The sequence below is a fragment of the Neisseria sp. HMSC064E01 genome (genome assembly GCF_001808875.1).
In the GTDB taxonomy this organism is placed as follows: Bacteria; Pseudomonadota; Gammaproteobacteria; order Burkholderiales; family Neisseriaceae; genus Neisseria; species Neisseria sicca_A.
In genome coordinates this window covers 26061-42734 of record NZ_KV794972.1, presented here as the reverse complement: position 1 = coordinate 42734, position 16674 = coordinate 26061, and the positions used below count along the sequence as shown (strand labels likewise).

The 16674-nt window shown below is 52.6% G+C and carries 16 protein-coding genes and 1 pseudogene; 16 read left to right on the top strand and 1 reads right to left on the bottom strand.

The window, feature by feature from the left end; all coding sequences use genetic code 11:
- The 11 genes and pseudogenes from HMPREF2572_RS14950 to HMPREF2572_RS12115 form a co-directional block, all read left to right on the top strand.
- Nucleotides 1–182 (top strand): annotated as a pseudogene (locus HMPREF2572_RS14950) (hypothetical protein); the annotation flags it as partial.
- Nucleotides 179–919: a DNA repair protein RecO gene (gene recO / locus HMPREF2572_RS12160; RefSeq protein WP_070498881.1), complete on the top strand. Its 741-nt coding sequence runs from the start codon at nt 179–181 to the stop codon at nt 917–919. The pseudogene HMPREF2572_RS14950 and the gene recO, both read left to right, overlap by 4 nt.
- Nucleotides 920–979: 60 nt before the next feature.
- Nucleotides 980–1708 carry a pyridoxine 5'-phosphate synthase gene (pdxJ, locus tag HMPREF2572_RS12155; protein WP_070498880.1) on the top strand — a complete coding sequence of 243 codons (729 nt, stop codon included), beginning with the start codon at nt 980–982 and terminating at the stop codon, nt 1706–1708.
- A gap of 52 nt (nt 1709–1760) precedes the next feature.
- Nucleotides 1761–2138, top strand: a complete 378-nt coding sequence (acpS, locus tag HMPREF2572_RS12150; protein ID WP_070498879.1) for a holo-ACP synthase — start codon at nt 1761–1763, stop codon at nt 2136–2138.
- A gap of 75 nt (nt 2139–2213) precedes the next feature.
- The gene (locus HMPREF2572_RS12145) at nt 2214–3017 is read left to right on the top strand and encodes an NUDIX domain-containing protein (RefSeq protein ID WP_070498878.1); all 804 of its coding nucleotides are present in this window, start codon (nt 2214–2216) and stop codon (nt 3015–3017) included.
- 1 nt (nt 3018) lies between these two features.
- Nucleotides 3019–3441 carry a hypothetical protein gene (locus tag HMPREF2572_RS12140; RefSeq protein WP_070498877.1) on the top strand — a complete coding sequence of 141 codons (423 nt, stop codon included), beginning with the start codon at nt 3019–3021 and terminating at the stop codon, nt 3439–3441.
- 772 nt (nt 3442–4213) lie between these two features.
- Nucleotides 4214–5293, top strand: coding sequence for a histidinol-phosphate transaminase (gene hisC, locus HMPREF2572_RS12135; RefSeq protein ID WP_070498876.1), 1080 nt, complete (start codon nt 4214–4216; stop codon nt 5291–5293).
- Between the two features lie 29 nt (nt 5294–5322).
- Nucleotides 5323–6303 (top strand): imidazoleglycerol-phosphate dehydratase HisB, encoded by a 981-nt coding sequence (gene hisB / locus HMPREF2572_RS12130; RefSeq protein ID WP_070498875.1) that lies wholly within the window; start codon nt 5323–5325, stop codon nt 6301–6303.
- Between the two features lie 390 nt (nt 6304–6693).
- The gene (locus HMPREF2572_RS12125; protein WP_003743450.1) at nt 6694–7218 is read left to right on the top strand and encodes an RNA pyrophosphohydrolase; all 525 of its coding nucleotides are present in this window, start codon (nt 6694–6696) and stop codon (nt 7216–7218) included.
- Between the two features lie 69 nt (nt 7219–7287).
- Nucleotides 7288–9273, top strand: coding sequence for a DNA topoisomerase IV subunit B (parE, locus tag HMPREF2572_RS12120; protein ID WP_070498874.1), 1986 nt, complete (start codon nt 7288–7290; stop codon nt 9271–9273).
- 54 nt (nt 9274–9327) lie between these two features.
- Nucleotides 9328–10089 carry a hypothetical protein gene (locus tag HMPREF2572_RS12115; protein WP_070498873.1) on the top strand — a complete coding sequence of 254 codons (762 nt, stop codon included), beginning with the start codon at nt 9328–9330 and terminating at the stop codon, nt 10087–10089.
- A 254-nt stretch (nt 10090–10343) separates the two neighbouring features.
- Here HMPREF2572_RS12115 and HMPREF2572_RS12110 read toward each other — a convergent pair whose 3' ends face one another.
- Nucleotides 10344–11189 carry a hypothetical protein gene (locus HMPREF2572_RS12110; protein WP_070498872.1) on the bottom strand — a complete coding sequence of 282 codons (846 nt, stop codon included), beginning with the start codon at nt 11187–11189 and terminating at the stop codon, nt 10344–10346.
- Nucleotides 11190–11370: 181 nt separating this feature from the next.
- On the opposite strand from HMPREF2572_RS12110, the gene HMPREF2572_RS12105 reads away from it, so the two are divergent.
- From HMPREF2572_RS12105 to HMPREF2572_RS12085, 5 genes are all read left to right on the top strand, one after another.
- Nucleotides 11371–11823, top strand: a complete 453-nt coding sequence (locus HMPREF2572_RS12105; protein ID WP_070498871.1) for a hypothetical protein — start codon at nt 11371–11373, stop codon at nt 11821–11823.
- A 104-nt stretch (nt 11824–11927) separates the two neighbouring features.
- A complete protein-coding gene (locus HMPREF2572_RS12100) occupies nt 11928–12437 on the top strand; it encodes a DUF2199 domain-containing protein (RefSeq protein WP_070498870.1) in 510 nt (169 codons plus the stop codon).
- A 7-nt stretch (nt 12438–12444) separates the two neighbouring features.
- Entirely contained in the window at nt 12445–12729 is a 285-nt protein-coding gene (locus HMPREF2572_RS12095; protein ID WP_003768803.1) for a hypothetical protein, read from the top strand.
- A 43-nt stretch (nt 12730–12772) separates the two neighbouring features.
- A complete protein-coding gene (gene ubiD, locus HMPREF2572_RS12090; protein ID WP_070498869.1) occupies nt 12773–14251 on the top strand; it encodes a 4-hydroxy-3-polyprenylbenzoate decarboxylase in 1479 nt (492 codons plus the stop codon).
- A 330-nt stretch (nt 14252–14581) separates the two neighbouring features.
- Nucleotides 14582–16570, top strand: coding sequence for a monovalent cation:proton antiporter family protein (locus HMPREF2572_RS12085; protein ID WP_070498868.1), 1989 nt, complete (start codon nt 14582–14584; stop codon nt 16568–16570).
- The last annotated feature ends 104 nt before the right edge of the window (nt 16571–16674 follow it).

Sequence of the window (16674 nt, the reverse complement as noted above, 5' to 3'; positions counted from 1 at the left end):
AGGGGATTTTGGGGAATTTTGCAAAGGTCTCCCATCGATTGATTTTGCCTTACAATCTCCCTCTTGGTGTTCAAAGCCTTCCTAGCAACAGAAATATTTTCAGACGACCTCCTAGCCGCTTTGGTAAAATGCACCACACCATTACCGACCCTCTTCCGCCATTCCCGACCAACCGCCCATGACCAACCAGCGCATCAACCACGAACCCGTCTTCCTGCTTGCTTCCGCCCCTTGGCGCGAGAGCAGTTTGTGGGTGGAAGTGTTCAGCCGCCGTTACGGGCGAGTGGCTTTGCTGGCGAGAAGTGCGCGCAAGCGGCAGAGCGAGTTGCGCGGTGTGTTGGTGCCGTTTGTACCGGTCAGCGCCTCTTGGTACGGCTCGCAAGAGTTGAAAACGCTACACCGCGCGGAGTGGATAGGCGGCTGGCCGCAGCCGCAAGGCAGGGCTTTGTTCAGCGGCTTATATATCAACGAACTGATGCTCAAGCTGACAACCCGCGAAGACCCGATACCCGAGCTTTACGACGCGCTGGAAGCGGTGATGCGGGCGGTATGCGGCGAAAACAGTCATACTGCCGCGCTGCGGCGTTTCGAATGGGCTTTACTCACCCGCTTAGGCTTCGCGCCCGATTTGTTCCACGATGGCAACGGCGAAGAAATCCATGTTGAAGAAACTTACTGGCTGACACCGGAAAACGCGGTCATGCCCATCGGAGAAGCTGAACGCTTCAATCTGCGCAATCACGGCGTGGCAGTCGGCGGCGACATTTTGATCCAGCTTCGCGAAGGTGATTTCACTCACCCCGAAAGCCTCGGACAGTCATTAAAAATCACGCGCCTGCTGATTGACAACCTCCTGCCCGAAGGCATTAAATCCAGACAGGTTTTGCAACAGCTCCAGCAATTCAGTTTCGGCGTTTAACTTTTTCAGATGACCTTTTCCAACGGCAGGTCGTCTGAAAATCCAAAGAAAGGACACATCATGCTCTTAGGTGTAAACATCGACCACATCGCTACCGTCCGCAACGCCCGCGGTACGACCTATCCTAGCCCTGTGGAAGCGGCGTTAGTCGCGGAAACGCACGGTGCGGATTTGATTACCATGCACCTGCGCGAAGACCGCCGCCACATCAAAGACGCGGACGTGTTTGCCGTCAAAAACGCCATCCGCACGCGCCTGAACCTTGAAATGGCGTTGACTGAAGAAATGCTGGAAAACGCGCTCAAAGTCATGCCGCAAGACGTGTGCATCGTGCCTGAAAAACGTCAGGAAATCACGACCGAAGGCGGTTTGGACGTATTGGCGCAACAAGAAAAAATTGCCGAGTTCACCAAAATCCTGACCGACGCAGGCATCCGCGTTTCGCTCTTTATCGATGCAGACAACGAGCAAATCCAAGCCGCCTATGATGTCGGCGCGCCCGTTATCGAGCTGCACACCGGCGCATACGCCGACGCACACAGCCACGCCGAACAAATCAAACAATTCGAGCGTCTGCAAAACGGCGCGCATTTTGCCAGCGATTTGGGCTTGGTCGTCAACGCCGGACACGGCCTGACCATACACAACGTTACCCCCATCGCCCAAATCCTCGCCATCCGCGAGCTGAACATCGGGCATTCGCTGATTGCCCAAGCCCTCTTCCTCGGCCTGCCCGAAGCCGTCCGCCAGATGAAGGAAACCATGTTCAGGGCAAGACTGCTGCCTTGATAGGCGACACCCACCTTTTCAGACGACCTTCTCTCAACAAGGAGACCACCGCATGATTTACGGCATAGGCACAGACATCGTTTCCCTCAAACGCATCATCCGCCTGAGCAAAAAGTTCGGACAAGCGTTTGCCGAGCGCATCCTTACGCCCGAAGAGCTGCTCGAATTTCCTCAAGCGGGCAAACCCGTCAACTACCTCGCCAAACGCTTTGCCGCCAAAGAAGCTTTCGCCAAAGCCGTCGGTACGGGCATACGCGGCGCGGTTTCCTTTCGCAATATCGGCATCGGGCATGACGCATTGGGCAAACCTGAATTTTTCTACGTCCCCGCCCTGTCCAAATGGCTGGAGGAACAAGGCATCAGCCACGTCAGCCTCAGCATGAGCGACGAAGAAGATACCGTGTTGGCATTTGTCGTTGCCGAAAAATAAGACAGCACCCATTGGCAGGTCGGATTCCCAAATCCGACCTTTCCGAATTTTCAGACGACCCTTCTCCCTATTCCCATGACCCAAGACACCCGCCCCCTTATCCGCGTCGTTGCCGGCATCCTGCTCAACCAAGACGGCGACTACCTGCTCAGTTCCCGCCCCGAAGGCAAGCCCTATGCCGGATATTGGGAATTTGCCGGCGGCAAAGTCGAAGCGGGCGAAACCGACTTCCAAGCCCTGCAACGCGAGTTTGAAGAAGAACTCGGCATCCGCATCCTCGCCGCCACGCCTTGGCTGACCAAAATCCATTCCTACGAACACGCCCGCGTCTGCCTGAAATTCCTATGGGTAGCCCCTGACCAATGGACGGGTGAACCGCAATCCCGCGAGGGGCAAGCTTGGTCGTGGCAAAAAGCGGGCGATTTCAACGTCGCCCCCATGCTACCCACCAACGGTCCGCTGCTGCGCGCCCTCTCCGTCCCACGCCGGCTTCAAGGTCGTCTGAAAACCGGTTTGTACGGACAAAACCGCAGCGGCGAATACCGCGTCGCCCCCTACTCCCTAGCCGAATCGCACCACGCCAACATCCTCATCTCGGAAATCGAACTGCGCAAGCTCGGCAAGCTGCCCCAAGCCCAAAGCGTTTGGGTGTTGGTACACACCCACGAACAATGGCAACGCGTGCAAGATGCCGACGTCGTCGTTTGGCAAGTCAACGACGACGCAAGCGCACGGCAAGTGCTTGAAATATTAGAACAAGGCATATCCGTTCCACTGGTTGTCGCCGCGCCCGAAACACTGGTTTCAAACTACCGCGACCGCTGGCTCTCGACAGGCGCACACGCCGTCCTGACCGACAACGACACCGAGGTCGTCTGAAATGGACAAAAACCGCAAACTCCTCCTCGTAGGTGTTCTCCTCATTCTCTTCGCCGCCGCCAAACTCCTGCTGCTGGACTGGTGGCAAAAACAACAGCCCCAAGCCCGCGCCGCCGAGTGCGACCTCATCAAAGGCTGCACCCTACCCGACGGCTCGCACGTCCGCTCCACCCCCATCAGCCACCGCTCCGCCTTCGACATCACCGTCGAAAACACCCCGGCCGAAACACAGCAAGTCAGCATCAGCTTCAGCATGAAAGACATGGACATGGGTTTCAACCGCTATATGCTCCAACAACAATCCCCGCGCACTTGGCAAGCGCGCCAAATCCACCTGCCCGTCTGCGTCGAAGGCAGACGCGACTACATCGCCGACATCACCATAGGCGGACAGACTTTTCAGACGACCTTTACCGCCCAGTAAGTGTTCTACGCGTATTCAAACAAGAAAACTTTTGTCGGATGGCTCATCACGGATTCAATTTCAATCAGAAACCTAAAAAAAGCCCATGTAATATGAAAGCGGTTGTTTAGATGTTTTTCACACTAAACAATCGCTTTCTTCAGGTTTGCACAACATAAAACCATGCCGGTTTATATTTAATTCCCCATCAAGCCGATAAGCTAAAAATCCCATTAAAATCAACATATCAATTCCATATTCAATATATTGGGATTCCACCATCAAGCCGTTTCCAATCCGCTTCCTTCATTCTTTATCCCTAATCCATCCCCCGCGCCGACAAACGTAAAAGAAACAGATGCTGTACATTATCCAACCATATCCCAACCCCTTAAAAACAAATGAAAATATAGTGGATTAACTTTAAACCAGTACGGCGCTGCCTCGCCTTTCCGTACTATCTGGATTTTGGGGAATTTTGCAAAGGTCTCTATCTGTACTATCTGCGGCTTCGTCGCCTTGTCCTGATTTAAAGTTAATCCACTATATTAAAAACCCACCCGCATCACAACCTAATGTTTCCAAATCTCCCTATTTAAGTTTGCTTATCAATAAAAACAGACAAAGCAGCCCAAGAATATTCAAAAAATATCTTTGAATTCAATATTTATATCAAACCTTCATTATAAAAATAATATAAACACCCCATTTATTAATTATATTACTGTCAACACTCTGATTTTGTGCTATATTGTGACGAAATAACCATTATTCAGAAATTGAGAAGAAAACTATGAAAACCACCTCCGACTTCATCCGCGACGACATCAAATCCATGTCCGCCTACCGAATTGCCGACTTGCCCGAAGGCTTCATCAAGCTGGATGCAATGGAAAGTCCGTATCATCCGTTTGCCCGTTTCCCAGAGCTGTCAAACGAATGGCTGCGGTTGATTGCCCAAGCGCCGATTCATCTTTACCCCAACCCCGCCGCCAGCGGGCTTCAGGAAACTTTAAGAAAAGCCTTCGATATTCCTGAATCTGCCGCCATCGCTTTAGGAAACGGCTCGGACGAGTTAATCCAATTCATGACCCTGCTTGTTGCCCAATCCGGCGCAACCATGCTCGCGGTTGAACCGAGTTTTGTAATGTATCGGCACAATGTCGAGCTGTACGGCATGAATTATGTCGGCGTGCCGCTCAATGAAGATTTCACGCTTGATTTGCCTGCCGTTTTATCCGCCATCGACAAACATCAGCCCGCGTTGATTTTCATCGCCTACCCGAACAATCCGACAGGCGTATGCTTCCGCCGCGAAGAAGTGGAAGCCATTATCCGCGCGGCGCGCGGTATTGTTGTGGTCGATGAAGCATACGGCGCATTCAGCCGCGACAGTTTTCTGCCGCTGGCGGGCAGCATCGAAAATCTGGTCGTAATGCGTACCATCAGCAAAATCGGTTTTGCCGGACTGCGCATCGGCTATGCGGCAGGAAGCCCCGCCGTAATGGGCGAGCTGGCGAAAATCCTGCCGCCCTACAATATGAACCAATTAAGCTTGGCGATCGCCAAATTCGCCCTGCAACACCACGACGCGATTCAGACGACCATCGATATTTTGAAAACCGAACGCGAACGCGTTTTCAGCGGATTGTCCGCCATAGGTCGTCTGAAAGTCTTCCCCAGTGAAGCGAATTTCATTACCGTGCGCGTTCCCGATGCAGACGCATTGTTTAACACGCTTAAAGAAAACCGCATCCTGATTAAGAAACTCCACGGCACGCATCCGCTTTTGGCGCAGTGCGTCCGCATTACCATCGGCAGTCCCGAGCAAAACGATGCCGTACTGGACATTATCCGCAAGCTTTATGCCTGATTTTTTAAAACCTCACAGAGAGTAAACCTATGACCATCACTCAACTTCACCTTGCCAATTTCCTGCAGCTTGTCGAAGAAGCAGGCTCGCTGACCAAACTTGCCCGCAAATGCGGTTACGACAACGCGGCATCCCTGTCCCAACTGAAACGCCGCCTTGAAGAGCAGGCAGAAGACGAAAAAGCGCGCGGCATCCGCCCCAGTCTTGCCGCCAAACTCGAAGCCGGCATGCACAAACGCAAAGGCTGGTTAAACCGCGACCACAGCAAAGACAAAGAAAAAGCCGCAGCCGCCGAAGCCGCCCGCCAAGAGCGTGCCGCCCAAGCAGCCGCAGCCGCCGCACCGGCATTCCATATGCCCACAGAAGGCCGCGCAGTCAGCATCACCCGCAACACCAGCGAAACCCAAATCACCCTCAGCCTCAACCTCGACGGCACCGGACAATACCGCCTCGACACCGGCGTTCCCTTCCTTGAGCATATGCTTGCCCAAGTCGCCCGCCACGGCATGATCGACCTCGACATCACCTGCAAAGGCGATTTGCACATCGACGACCACCACACCGTAGAAGACATCGGTATCGTACTCGGACAAGCCCTGAAACAAGCCTTGGGCAACAAAGCCGGCATCCGCCGTTACGGCCATGCCTACGTTCCGCTCGACGAAGCTTTGAGCCGCGTTGTCATCGACCTCTCCGGCCGTCCCGGACTCGTGTACAACATCGACTTCACCCGTGCCCTCATCGGACGTTTTGACGTTGACCTGTTTGAAGAATTCTTCCACGGTGTCGTCAACCACAGCATGATGACCCTGCACATCGACAACCTCAGCGGCAGCAATGCCCACCACCAAGCCGAAACCGTATTCAAAGCCTTCGGCCGCGCCCTGCGCATGGCAGCAGAATACGACCCGCGCATGGCAGGACAAACCCCGTCCACCAAAGGCACTTTGAGCGACGAATCCGTTGCCGTTGAAGTTACCGTTGAAGAAGAGGCGCAAAGCGAAGCGTAATCCGCTTTAAAAAAGGTCGTCTGAAAACCGGGAAACAGGTTTTCAGACGACCTTTGCGTTTGCAGCAGGCATTGTTCCAAACAGCAATCGGCAAAAACATCGCAAATGAAAGCAGAAAGCATCCGCCCGCCCTCTTTCCCTCATCGATGTAAATCCATCTTAAATCGCAGACAACCCAAAATAAAAATCCATAGCCCAAATCTCACCCACAAATTCCGTTCTTCAAAAGCATCTCGTCAAACCACGCACCCTGTTTCCCTATCATTACCCACAAACCCCTAAAAGGTCGTCTGAAAACAGGCATAACAAGTTTTCAGACGACCTCCGATTTGTCAAACCCGCCCGATTTATGGGAAAATCGCACGATTGAATTTAACGAAGGGCGACACCGTGTTAGACAGAGAAGGCTATCGCCCCAATGTCGGTATCATCTTAATCAACAACCGCAACGAAGTCTTTTGGGGCAAGCGTGTGCGCGAACATTCTTGGCAGTTCCCGCAAGGCGGCATCAAGCCGGGCGAAAGCCCCGAAACCGCCATGTACCGCGAGCTGTACGAAGAAGTCGGACTGCTGCCGCAACACATCAAAATCGTCGGCCGCACGCGCGACTGGCTGCGTTACGACGTGCCGAGCCACTGGGTACGCCGCGAATGGCGCGGTTCGTATCGCGGGCAGAAGCAGATTTGGTATCTTTTGCGGCTGGTCGGGCGCGACAGCGACATCAATCTGCGCGCCTGCCACCATCCCGAATTTGACGGCTGGCGTTGGCACCAATATTGGGCTCCCGTTGACGAAGTGATTGATTTCAAACGCGACGTTTACTTGGGGGCATTAAAAGAACTCTCCTCCCGCTTCCTGCGCGGCATGGAAAGCTACGAAGACTTTACCGCGCGCCTGCCTTTTGACAACCGATAAAATAACGAAACGCAACGCTTTCAGGTCGTCTGAAAGCGTTGTTCTTCCTTTCAGACGACCTCTTCCCCTATGACTAAAAACAACCAATACAGCGAATCCAGTATCACCGTCCTCAAAGGCTTGGAGCCGGTCAAAGAACGTCCCGGCATGTACACCCGCACCGACAGCCCGACCCACATCTGCCAAGAAGTCATCGACAACGCGGCGGACGAGGCGTTGGGCGGTTTCGCCACTGAAATCGACGTGCGCATCCACGACGACGGTTCGCTTTCCGTGTGCGACAACGGACGCGGCATTCCCGTCGGGCTGCACCCTGTCGAAGGCGTGCCCGTGGTCGAACTCGTGTTTACCCGTCTGCACGCGGGCGGCAAGTTCAATAAAAAAGACGGCGGCAGCGCGTATGCCTTTTCAGGCGGCCTGCACGGCGTGGGCGTATCCGTTACCAACGCCCTCTCCACCCGCCTTGAGGTCACCGTCAAACGCGAAGGCAAAATCCACCGCATCGTGTTTGCCGGCGGCGATGTGGTCGAACCGTTGGCGGAAGTGGGCAAATGCGCCGTCAAAGACAGCGGCACCGAAGTGCGCGTCTGGCCGGACGGCAAATATTTTGAAAGCCCGAATTACAGCATTCCCGAACTCGAACGCCTGCTGCGCGCCAAAGCCGTGCTGCTGCCGGGCGTGCGCGTTTCCCTGACCCGCCCGGTCAAAGGCGAAGACGAAGCGCACACCCAAACCTGGCACTACCCCGACGGTCTGAAAAGCTATCTGACCGACCTGATTGCCGACGCGCAGGAAGCCGTGCCGCTGTTCTCCTGTGAAAACTACATTTCAGACGACCACAACGGCGATTTCAGCATCGGCGAAGGTGCCGCGTTTGCCCTGACCTGGCTGGAAGAAGGCTCGTGCGCCAACGAAAGCTACGTCAACCTCATCCCCACCCCGCTGGGCGGCACGCACGAAGCAGGTTTGAAACAAGCCGTGTTCAACGCCGTCAACAACTTCATCAATCTGCACAACCTCCTACCGCGCGGCGTGAAAGTACAAAGCGACGACGTGTTCAGCAAAACCGCCTTCGTCCTCTCCGCCCGCGTCCTCGACCCGCAGTTCCAAGGTCAGACCAAAGACAAACTGACCAACCGCGACGCGTTGAAACTCGTTGCCGCCGTATCGGGCGACCCTTTGGAATTGTGGCTGAACCAAAACGTGGACTTCGGCAAAAAAATCGCCGAACTCGCCATCCGTCAGGCACAGGCGCGGATGCGTTCGGTTAAGAAAATCGAAAAGAAAAAAGGCAGCGGCGTCGCCGTCCTGCCCGGCAAACTGACCGACTGCGAAAGCGAAGACATCCGCGAAAACGAACTCTTCCTCGTTGAAGGCGATTCCGCCGGCGGCTCCGCCAAACTCGCCCGCGACAAAGCCACCCAAGCCATCCTGCCCCTGCGCGGCAAAGTGCTCAACAGCTTCGAAGTCCACCCCGACCAACTCTTCGGCAACGCCGAAATCCACGACATTTCCGTCGCCATCGGCGTCGATCCGCACGGCATCAACGACAATCCCGATTTAAGCGGCCTGCGCTACGGCAAAATCGCCATCCTGTCCGATGCCGACGTGGACGGTTCGCATATTCAAGTTTTGCTGTTGACCCTGTTCTACCGCCACTTCCCGAAACTGGTCGCCGACGGACACATCTACGTCGCCCAGCCGCCGCTGTTCCGCGTCGATGTCAACGCCCAAGGCAAAAGCAAACCCGCCCGCAAATTCTACGCCCTCGACCAAAACGAACTCGACAGCATCTTGGAGCGGCTGCAAAAAGAAGGTGTCAAAGAAACCGCCTATTCCATCAGCCGTTTCAAAGGCTTGGGCGAGATGAACCCCGACCAGCTCAAAGACACCACTATGCACCCCGACACCCGCCGCCTGTTGCAGGTGCAAATCCCCGAAGGCGCAGATGACGAAACACACAATATCTTCGTCAAACTGATGGGTAAAGGCGAAGCCGCCGCCCGCCGCGCATGGATGGAACGAGAAGGCGATACGGCGGAATTGGATATTTAAACGGTTTTCATGTCAGAGGCCGTCTGAAAACCGCCAATCATTTGGAGAAAAACAATGTTCGAGTTTTATCAGGAAGACATTCAAGAATTAAACGGATATCTGCACGCTTTCCCGCAGGCAGAAGACATTTTCGTGGCGGAACAGCCATGGCTGAAAGAACATTTCCTGCCGCTGGTTTCCATCGATTTGGCGGTTTTAAACCCCGATTGGGCAGGACAGACAGTACATATGCTCAGTCCGTTCGAGCCGAGCGAAGGCTATATCGGCGACGGCACGGAGCCATACCACAACGAATTTACCGCCCCCAACTGGCTGGCTTTCCGCCTGACCGACGACAACCGTTACCAATTTTTGGACAACGAAGGCTTCTTCATGCGCAGCCCCGTCAACCGCAATAATCCACAAAACTATTACGACGAAGAATATGCCGATGAACTGCGCGCCCATTATCAAACAAGCAAGCAAAACGTTGAACAATACGGCTGTTTGCTTGACGCCCACTACCCCGAATACCAAGGTTCATTCAACCGCAAAAACTTTCTGGACGACATCGGCGGCGGCTTTTGGTACGGCAACTGGACGGAAGGCGCGGACATCCCGAGTGCCTTCGCATTAAACCTACAGCCTGCCGGTACGAAACTGGCCGACTTGGACAACCTGCCCGACGACGGCATCGAGATTACCTACAATGGTAACCCGTTTCACTACATCGCCAATGTCGCCGGTTACAACTACTGCGGCGGCGGCGCGGACGCCATCATCCTGATGTACGAACCCGTCAGCCGCACCGTACTGTTTACATTCGATTATTCCTGACAGGCAAATAGGCAAATAATCCGCCGCCTTCCTGCCACACGGCAAATTCGGTTGTTGATTCCACAGCCCGTATTCCTTGCGGAGAAATCAGTTTTCCGCACAGAAACATAAAGGCACAACCAAGCGAAAGGTCGTCTGAAAACGGATTTGGGTTTTCAGACGACCTTCTTATGTTGTGCCGCCAAACATAGTCAAAAAGTCATGCAGCAATCTTCAAACGAAGTACGGCATCTCTGACAGCTTAATATAATCCACTAAACTTGTGGCTTTTCATCGCCGGATGTTTGCTGACTGTATTTTAGTGCTTCATACAGACTATCCAGCAATGCCTGTTTTTCAACCTTGCTCAATCCGACAATGTGTTTCAGCTCCTTATCAAACGGCACAGCCTGTCCGCCGTTTTTAGGCGCAAAGGCAAAAATTTTGGCTGTTTTTTTATCACTGGAAATAACCCAGGGAACGGTTTTATTACAGACAAATGCAATCTTTCTAGCCTTTCCGTCCAGCACAGGATAAAAACAGAGCGGCTTCCCCTTCTTCGCATCCGCTTCGATAATTTCCAAACGCCAAGGATAAGCACCGTCTTCATTAAGCCCTCGGAACATTTTCCGATAATTTGGCAACGCAACCAGCGGCAGATAAAACGCCGCCCATGCCAACCCCAACGCCAGCAAGAATATAATTGCAGCCAGAATGCTGCGATTACCTATTTTTTCCACCGCCAAATCTAAAGTTACTTGATTCGGATTTTGATTGGACGCTATGGCTTGAACGACATAATCGTCACCGCTGACATCAAAAAACGAAAAAGAACGCTCCCACGTCTGTCCGCCATTACGTATGGTGACATCGCAATCAGAAATAAACCCTTTTCTCGCCTTGCATTGACCGGAGATAGAGGCTTCGGACAGAACGCGGTAATCTTGACCGATTTGATAATCCGAATAAATATTCTCGCCTAGTTTATATGAGAACCAAAACATTCCGAGTGCCAGAAAAGGCATCAAAACGACTAAAAAAGTCATCATTTTTATAGAATTATCAAATATTCCTTTTATTTTTAAAGGCTTTTCCGGAAGCCGAATAGAAGGCATTTCCATATTATTTCCTTAACAATTGGTCAATATGCATATTCTAAATGAAAAAATATATTTATGGCTGACAAAGACCGTTTTCTTGATAATAATATTGACCCTGACTCAGAATGAATCGAAAACATAAAAGGTCGTCTGAAAGCAGATTTACTGCAACATGAAACCACACCCATTGAGGAGATAAACCATGAGCGAATTAAACGACCAAACCTACGACGCCATTTGCCAACTTTGCGAACAGGGCGACACGTTGGCGGACGACGGGCAATACGTCGAAGCACTCAACCTTTATTGGCAGGCATGGGATTTGTTGCCCGAACCGAAAACCGACTGGGAAGCGGCAACATGGATTCTGGCAGCCATCGGCGATGCGGATTTTTTGAGCGGCGATTTTGCCGCCGCGCACGAGCATTTAAGCCACGCCATGTTTTGCCCGGACGCAATCGGCAACCCATTTTTGCATTTGCGTTTGGGACAGGCGCAGTTTGAATTGGGCAATATGGAACGCGCCGCTGACGAGCTGATGCGCGCCTACATGGGCTTGGACGATGAAGCATGGCTGGACGAAAACCCGAAATATCTGGATTTTTTAGCCACCGTGGCAGAAGGCATTGAAAACCACAGCCGGAAAAACAATTAGTCCGATATAGATTACACCCTGTTTTTCAGACGACCCGAACTTCAAACCAGCCATAAAAGGTCGTCTGAAAACCAGTCCCGCCTAAAACTCAAAAGGAATCCATCATGTACACTTGCACTTCCTGCGGCGAAAAACATGAAGACATGCCTGCGCTCTGCTTTGCCACTCCCGATCCCTATAATAAACTCAGTGAAGAAGAACGCATTGCTTATCAAGCGGAATGCGATTCTGATTTCTGTATCATCCGTTATCCCGACCAAACCGACCACTTTATCCGCGCGGTGCTGCTTATTCCGATTATCGGGCATGAGGAAACGCTGGAATACGGGGTGTGGGTATCTGTCAGCGAAAAGAGTTTTAACGACTATCAAAGCGACTTTCACGACAATCCGGAAAACGTCGTTTATTTCGGCAGGATATGCAACTGGCTGCCCCCTTACGAATCCGACACCTTCGGCCTGCACTGCAATGTCGTTACCCAGTCCGACAACCGACGTCCCCTGCTGCAACTGCATCAAGGCAGCGAACATCCGCTGGTACACGACTTTTATCACGGCATAGAATATGCCGAAGCACAGGCAAGGATAGAGGCGGCATTCGGGGCAGACTATTAAGGACCAAATGACAAACCGCCCTCTGCTGAACGAAACCATGTCCGACGGCTCCCGCCTGTTCCTACAACTGCCGCAAACCTGCTCGCCGTCGAGCCTACTGCGGCAAATTGTCCATTTCGGCGGAATGCCTACCGACTTCGTATCGGATTGGGTTACGGGCGAGACGTGGATAGATTTTTGCTACAAGGGCTGGAAGTTCAGTATTCACAACCCATATGGTGAATATTGGTTTTTTGCCGAAAATAGCGAATGCCCCGAAGCTATATTGCAATCTATGATTGAGGTCGTCTGAAATCCAAAATCCGGCTTTCAGACGACCTCAAATAAGGATCAACATGAAATACAAAGACCTACGCGACTTCATCGCCATGCTCGAGCAGCAAGGCAAACTCAAGCGCGTCGCGCATCCCGTTTCCCCGCATTTGGAAATGACCGAAATCGCCGACCGCGTGCTGCGTGCCGAAGGGCCGGCGTTGCTGTTTGAAAACCCGATTAAGCCTGACGGCACGCGCTACGACTATCCCGTGTTGGCAAACCTGTTCGGCACACCCGAACGCGTGGCGATGGGCATGGGCGCGGACAGCGTGTCCAAGCTGCGCGAAATCGGGCAGATGCTGGCGTATTTGAAAGAACCCGAACCGCCCAAAGGCATCAAAGACGCGTTTTCCAAACTGCCGCTGCTGAAAGACATTTGGAGCATGGCGCCGAACGTGGTGAAAAATGCGCCGTGTCAGGAAATCGTGCGGGAAGGTAAAGACGTTGATTTGTATAAACTTCCGATTCAGCATTGCTGGCCGGAAGACGTTGCGCCGCTGGTAACATGGGGCTTGACCGTCACGCGCGGGCCGCACAAAAAACGCCAAAATTTAGGCATTTACCGCCAACAACTAATCGGCAAAAACAAGCTGATTATGCGTTGGCTGTCGCATCGCGGCGGCGCGCTGGATTATCAGGAATTCCGCAAACTCAATCCCGATACACCGTATCCCGTCGCCGTCGTGCTCGGCTGCGACCCTGCCACCATTTTGGGCGCGGTAACGCCCGTTCCCGATACCTTGAGCGAATACCAGTTTGCCGGACTGCTGCGCGGTTCGCGGACGGAACTGGTGAAATGTATCGGCAACGATTTGCAAGTGCCTGCCCGTGCAGAAATCGTACTGGAAGGCGTGATTCATCCGAACGAAACCGCGCTGGAAGGCCCATACGGCGACCACACGGGCTATTACAACGAGCAGGACCATTTCCCCGTGTTTACGGTCGAGCGCATCACCATGCGCGAAAACCCGATTTACCACTCCACCTACACAGGCAAACCGCCCGATGAACCCGCTGTCTTGGGCGTGGCGTTGAACGAAGTGTTCGTACCGCTCTTGCAAAAGCAGTTCCCCGAAATCACCGATTTCTACCTGCCGCCCGAAGGCTGCTCCTACCGCATGGCGGTGGTCAGCATGAAAAAACAGTACGCCGGACACGCCAAGCGCGTGATGATGGGCTGCTGGTCGTTCCTGCGCCAGTTTATGTACACCAAATTCATCATCGTAGTGGATGACGATGTGAACGTACGCGACTGGAAAGAAGTCATCTGGGCAGTAACCACGCGCATGGACCCCGTGCGCGACACCGTATTGGTGGAAAACACGCCTATCGATTACCTCGACTTCGCCAGCCCCGTCAGCGGACTCGGCGGCAAAATGGGTTTGGATGCGACCAACAAATGGCCGGGCGAAACCGACCGCGAATGGGGACGGGTGATCAAAAAAGACCCTGCGGTTACGGCTAAGATTGATGAGATTTGGGGGGAATTGGGTTTATAAACCCGAATATCAAAAGGTCGTCTGAAAACGGTTTCAGACGACCTCTTTAACCAATAAGCCTTACAATAATCTAGATAACTGTTGCATATCATCCATATCTGCCGATTTAAGCGTCATCCATTTCAAATCAACCGCCCCGCCAACTGATGTCCAAACCCAGCTTAGATATTTCGAACAGCATTTTTTTGGCTATATAAAGCATTACTTTACAGATTTTTTGATATAATCTTGCCCATCCGTTTAGATAAACCGTTGATACCATCCTCTGCGTGTTTTCAGACGGCCTATCAAAAATACAATTCGTTTTCCAAATAAAAGGCCGCCCGCTCTATGCACGAAACTTTTTCCCTCGCACCCATCGTTATCGTCCTTCTCGTTTCCGTCATTACGGTGATTTATTGCCGTAAATTCAATATCCCTTCCATGCTCGGTTATCTTTTGGTCGGCTTTATCGCCGGTCCGGGTATGTTTAAGCTGATTCCGCAAGGCCATGCCACTGATTATTTGGGTGAAATCGGTATCGTATTCCTGATGTTCAGTATCGGTCTCGAATTCTCCCTCCCCAAGCTCAAAGCTATGCGCCGTTTGGTGTTCGGGCTGGGCGGTTTGCAGGTCATTGTAACCATGCTGTCGATTATCGGCATTTTGATGCTGATGGGCGTCAACTTTAATTGGGCGTTTGCCGCAGCCGGGGCGATGACCATGTCGTCCACGGCAATCGTCAGCCGCATCCTGTCCGAAAAAACCGAATTGGGACAGCCGCATGGTCAAATGGCGATGGGCGTCTTGTTGATGCAGGATATTGCCGTCGTGCCGCTAATGATCCTGATTCCTGCGCTGGGGGGTAATGGCGAAGAGGTCAGCCTGTGGGCGGCGCTCGGTCTTGCCGGATTGAAAATGCTGGTCACGTTGGGCGTGTTATTCGTCATCGGCAGCAAGGTGATGTCGCGCTGGTTCAGAATGGTCGCCAAACGCAAGTCGTCTGAATTGTTTATGATCAACGTCCTGCTGGTAACCTTGGGCGTAGCTTATCTGACCGAACTGGAAGGCTTGTCGATGGCATTGGGTGCATTCGTCGCCGGTATGCTGCTTTCGGAAACGGAATACCGTTTTCAGGTGGAAGACGACATCCGACCGTTCCGCGATATTCTGCTCGGTTTCTTCTTTATCACGGTCGGCATGAAACTGGATATCCAGGCTTTAATCGGCGGCTGGCAGCAGATTCTGATTTTGCTGGCAATTCTGCTGGTATTGAAAGCATTGGCCGTCTTTTTCATCGCTTTGCATATGAAGCATCCGATTGCGGACAGCTTGAAAACAGCCCTCTATTTGGCACAAGGCGGCGAATTTGGCTTTGTGATGTTGAACATCTCCAGCAAAATCAATATGGTGTCGCCCGAGCTGGAGCAGACAGCTACGGCAGCGATTCTGTTGTCTATGATTATTGCCCCATTTATCTTGGGCAGCAGTGATGCCATCGTCAGCCGTTTTGTCAAATCAAGCTGGGACATGAAGGCATTGGATTTGCACAGCATGTTGGTGGAAACCATGAGTAAATCCGACCACGTCCTGATTATCGGCTTCGGTCGCGGCGGTCAGACCGTCGGACGCGTCTTGGCTCAGGAAAACATCCCCTACTTCGCCCTCGACCTTGATATCGCTAGGGTTCAGGTGGCACGCAATGCCGGCGAACCGGTCTCGTTCGGCGATGCCAAACGGCGTGAAGTATTGGAAGCGGCAGGTTTGGAGCGCGCCAAAATGGTGGTCATTACCCTGAACAATATGCACGAAACCCAGCATGTTCTCGACAATATCATGTCCCTGCATCCGAGCATGCCCGTGTATGTTCGGGCAACCAATGACGATTACGTCAAAACCTTCACGGACATGGGCGCGGAAGAAGCTGTATCCGATACCAAAGAAACCAGCTTAGTACTGGCAAGCTACGCCATGCTGGGTAATGGTGCGACCTTCAACCATGTTTATCAGACCATTGCCAACATTCGACACAGCCGCTACGCCTCTTTGGAAGGCTTGTTTGTCGGCAGTGATGATGAAAATGGATTTGACGACGGAGGCAAATCAGTCTGCCGCCACGCCTTCCCTCTGACAGGCGAAGCCTACGCCATCGGCAAGACCATCCGTGATTTGCCTTTGGATAACGCAGGCATCAAACTTCTATTTATCCGCCGTAACACAAGCAGGATAGAAAACCCCGACTTGGATTTCCAGCTTCAACCAAATGATATTTTGGTCGTCGCAGGCAGACAGGAGGAAATTATTTCTTTTGAAAACTGGAGTTTGCAAGGAAATACCTAATACACTAAAAAATAAAGCTTGCGCGGCGGATGCTTTTTTGATTTAATAGCGTCTTCGCAAACGCAGCGATAAGGGTGATTAGCTCAGTTGGTAGAGCGTCTGCC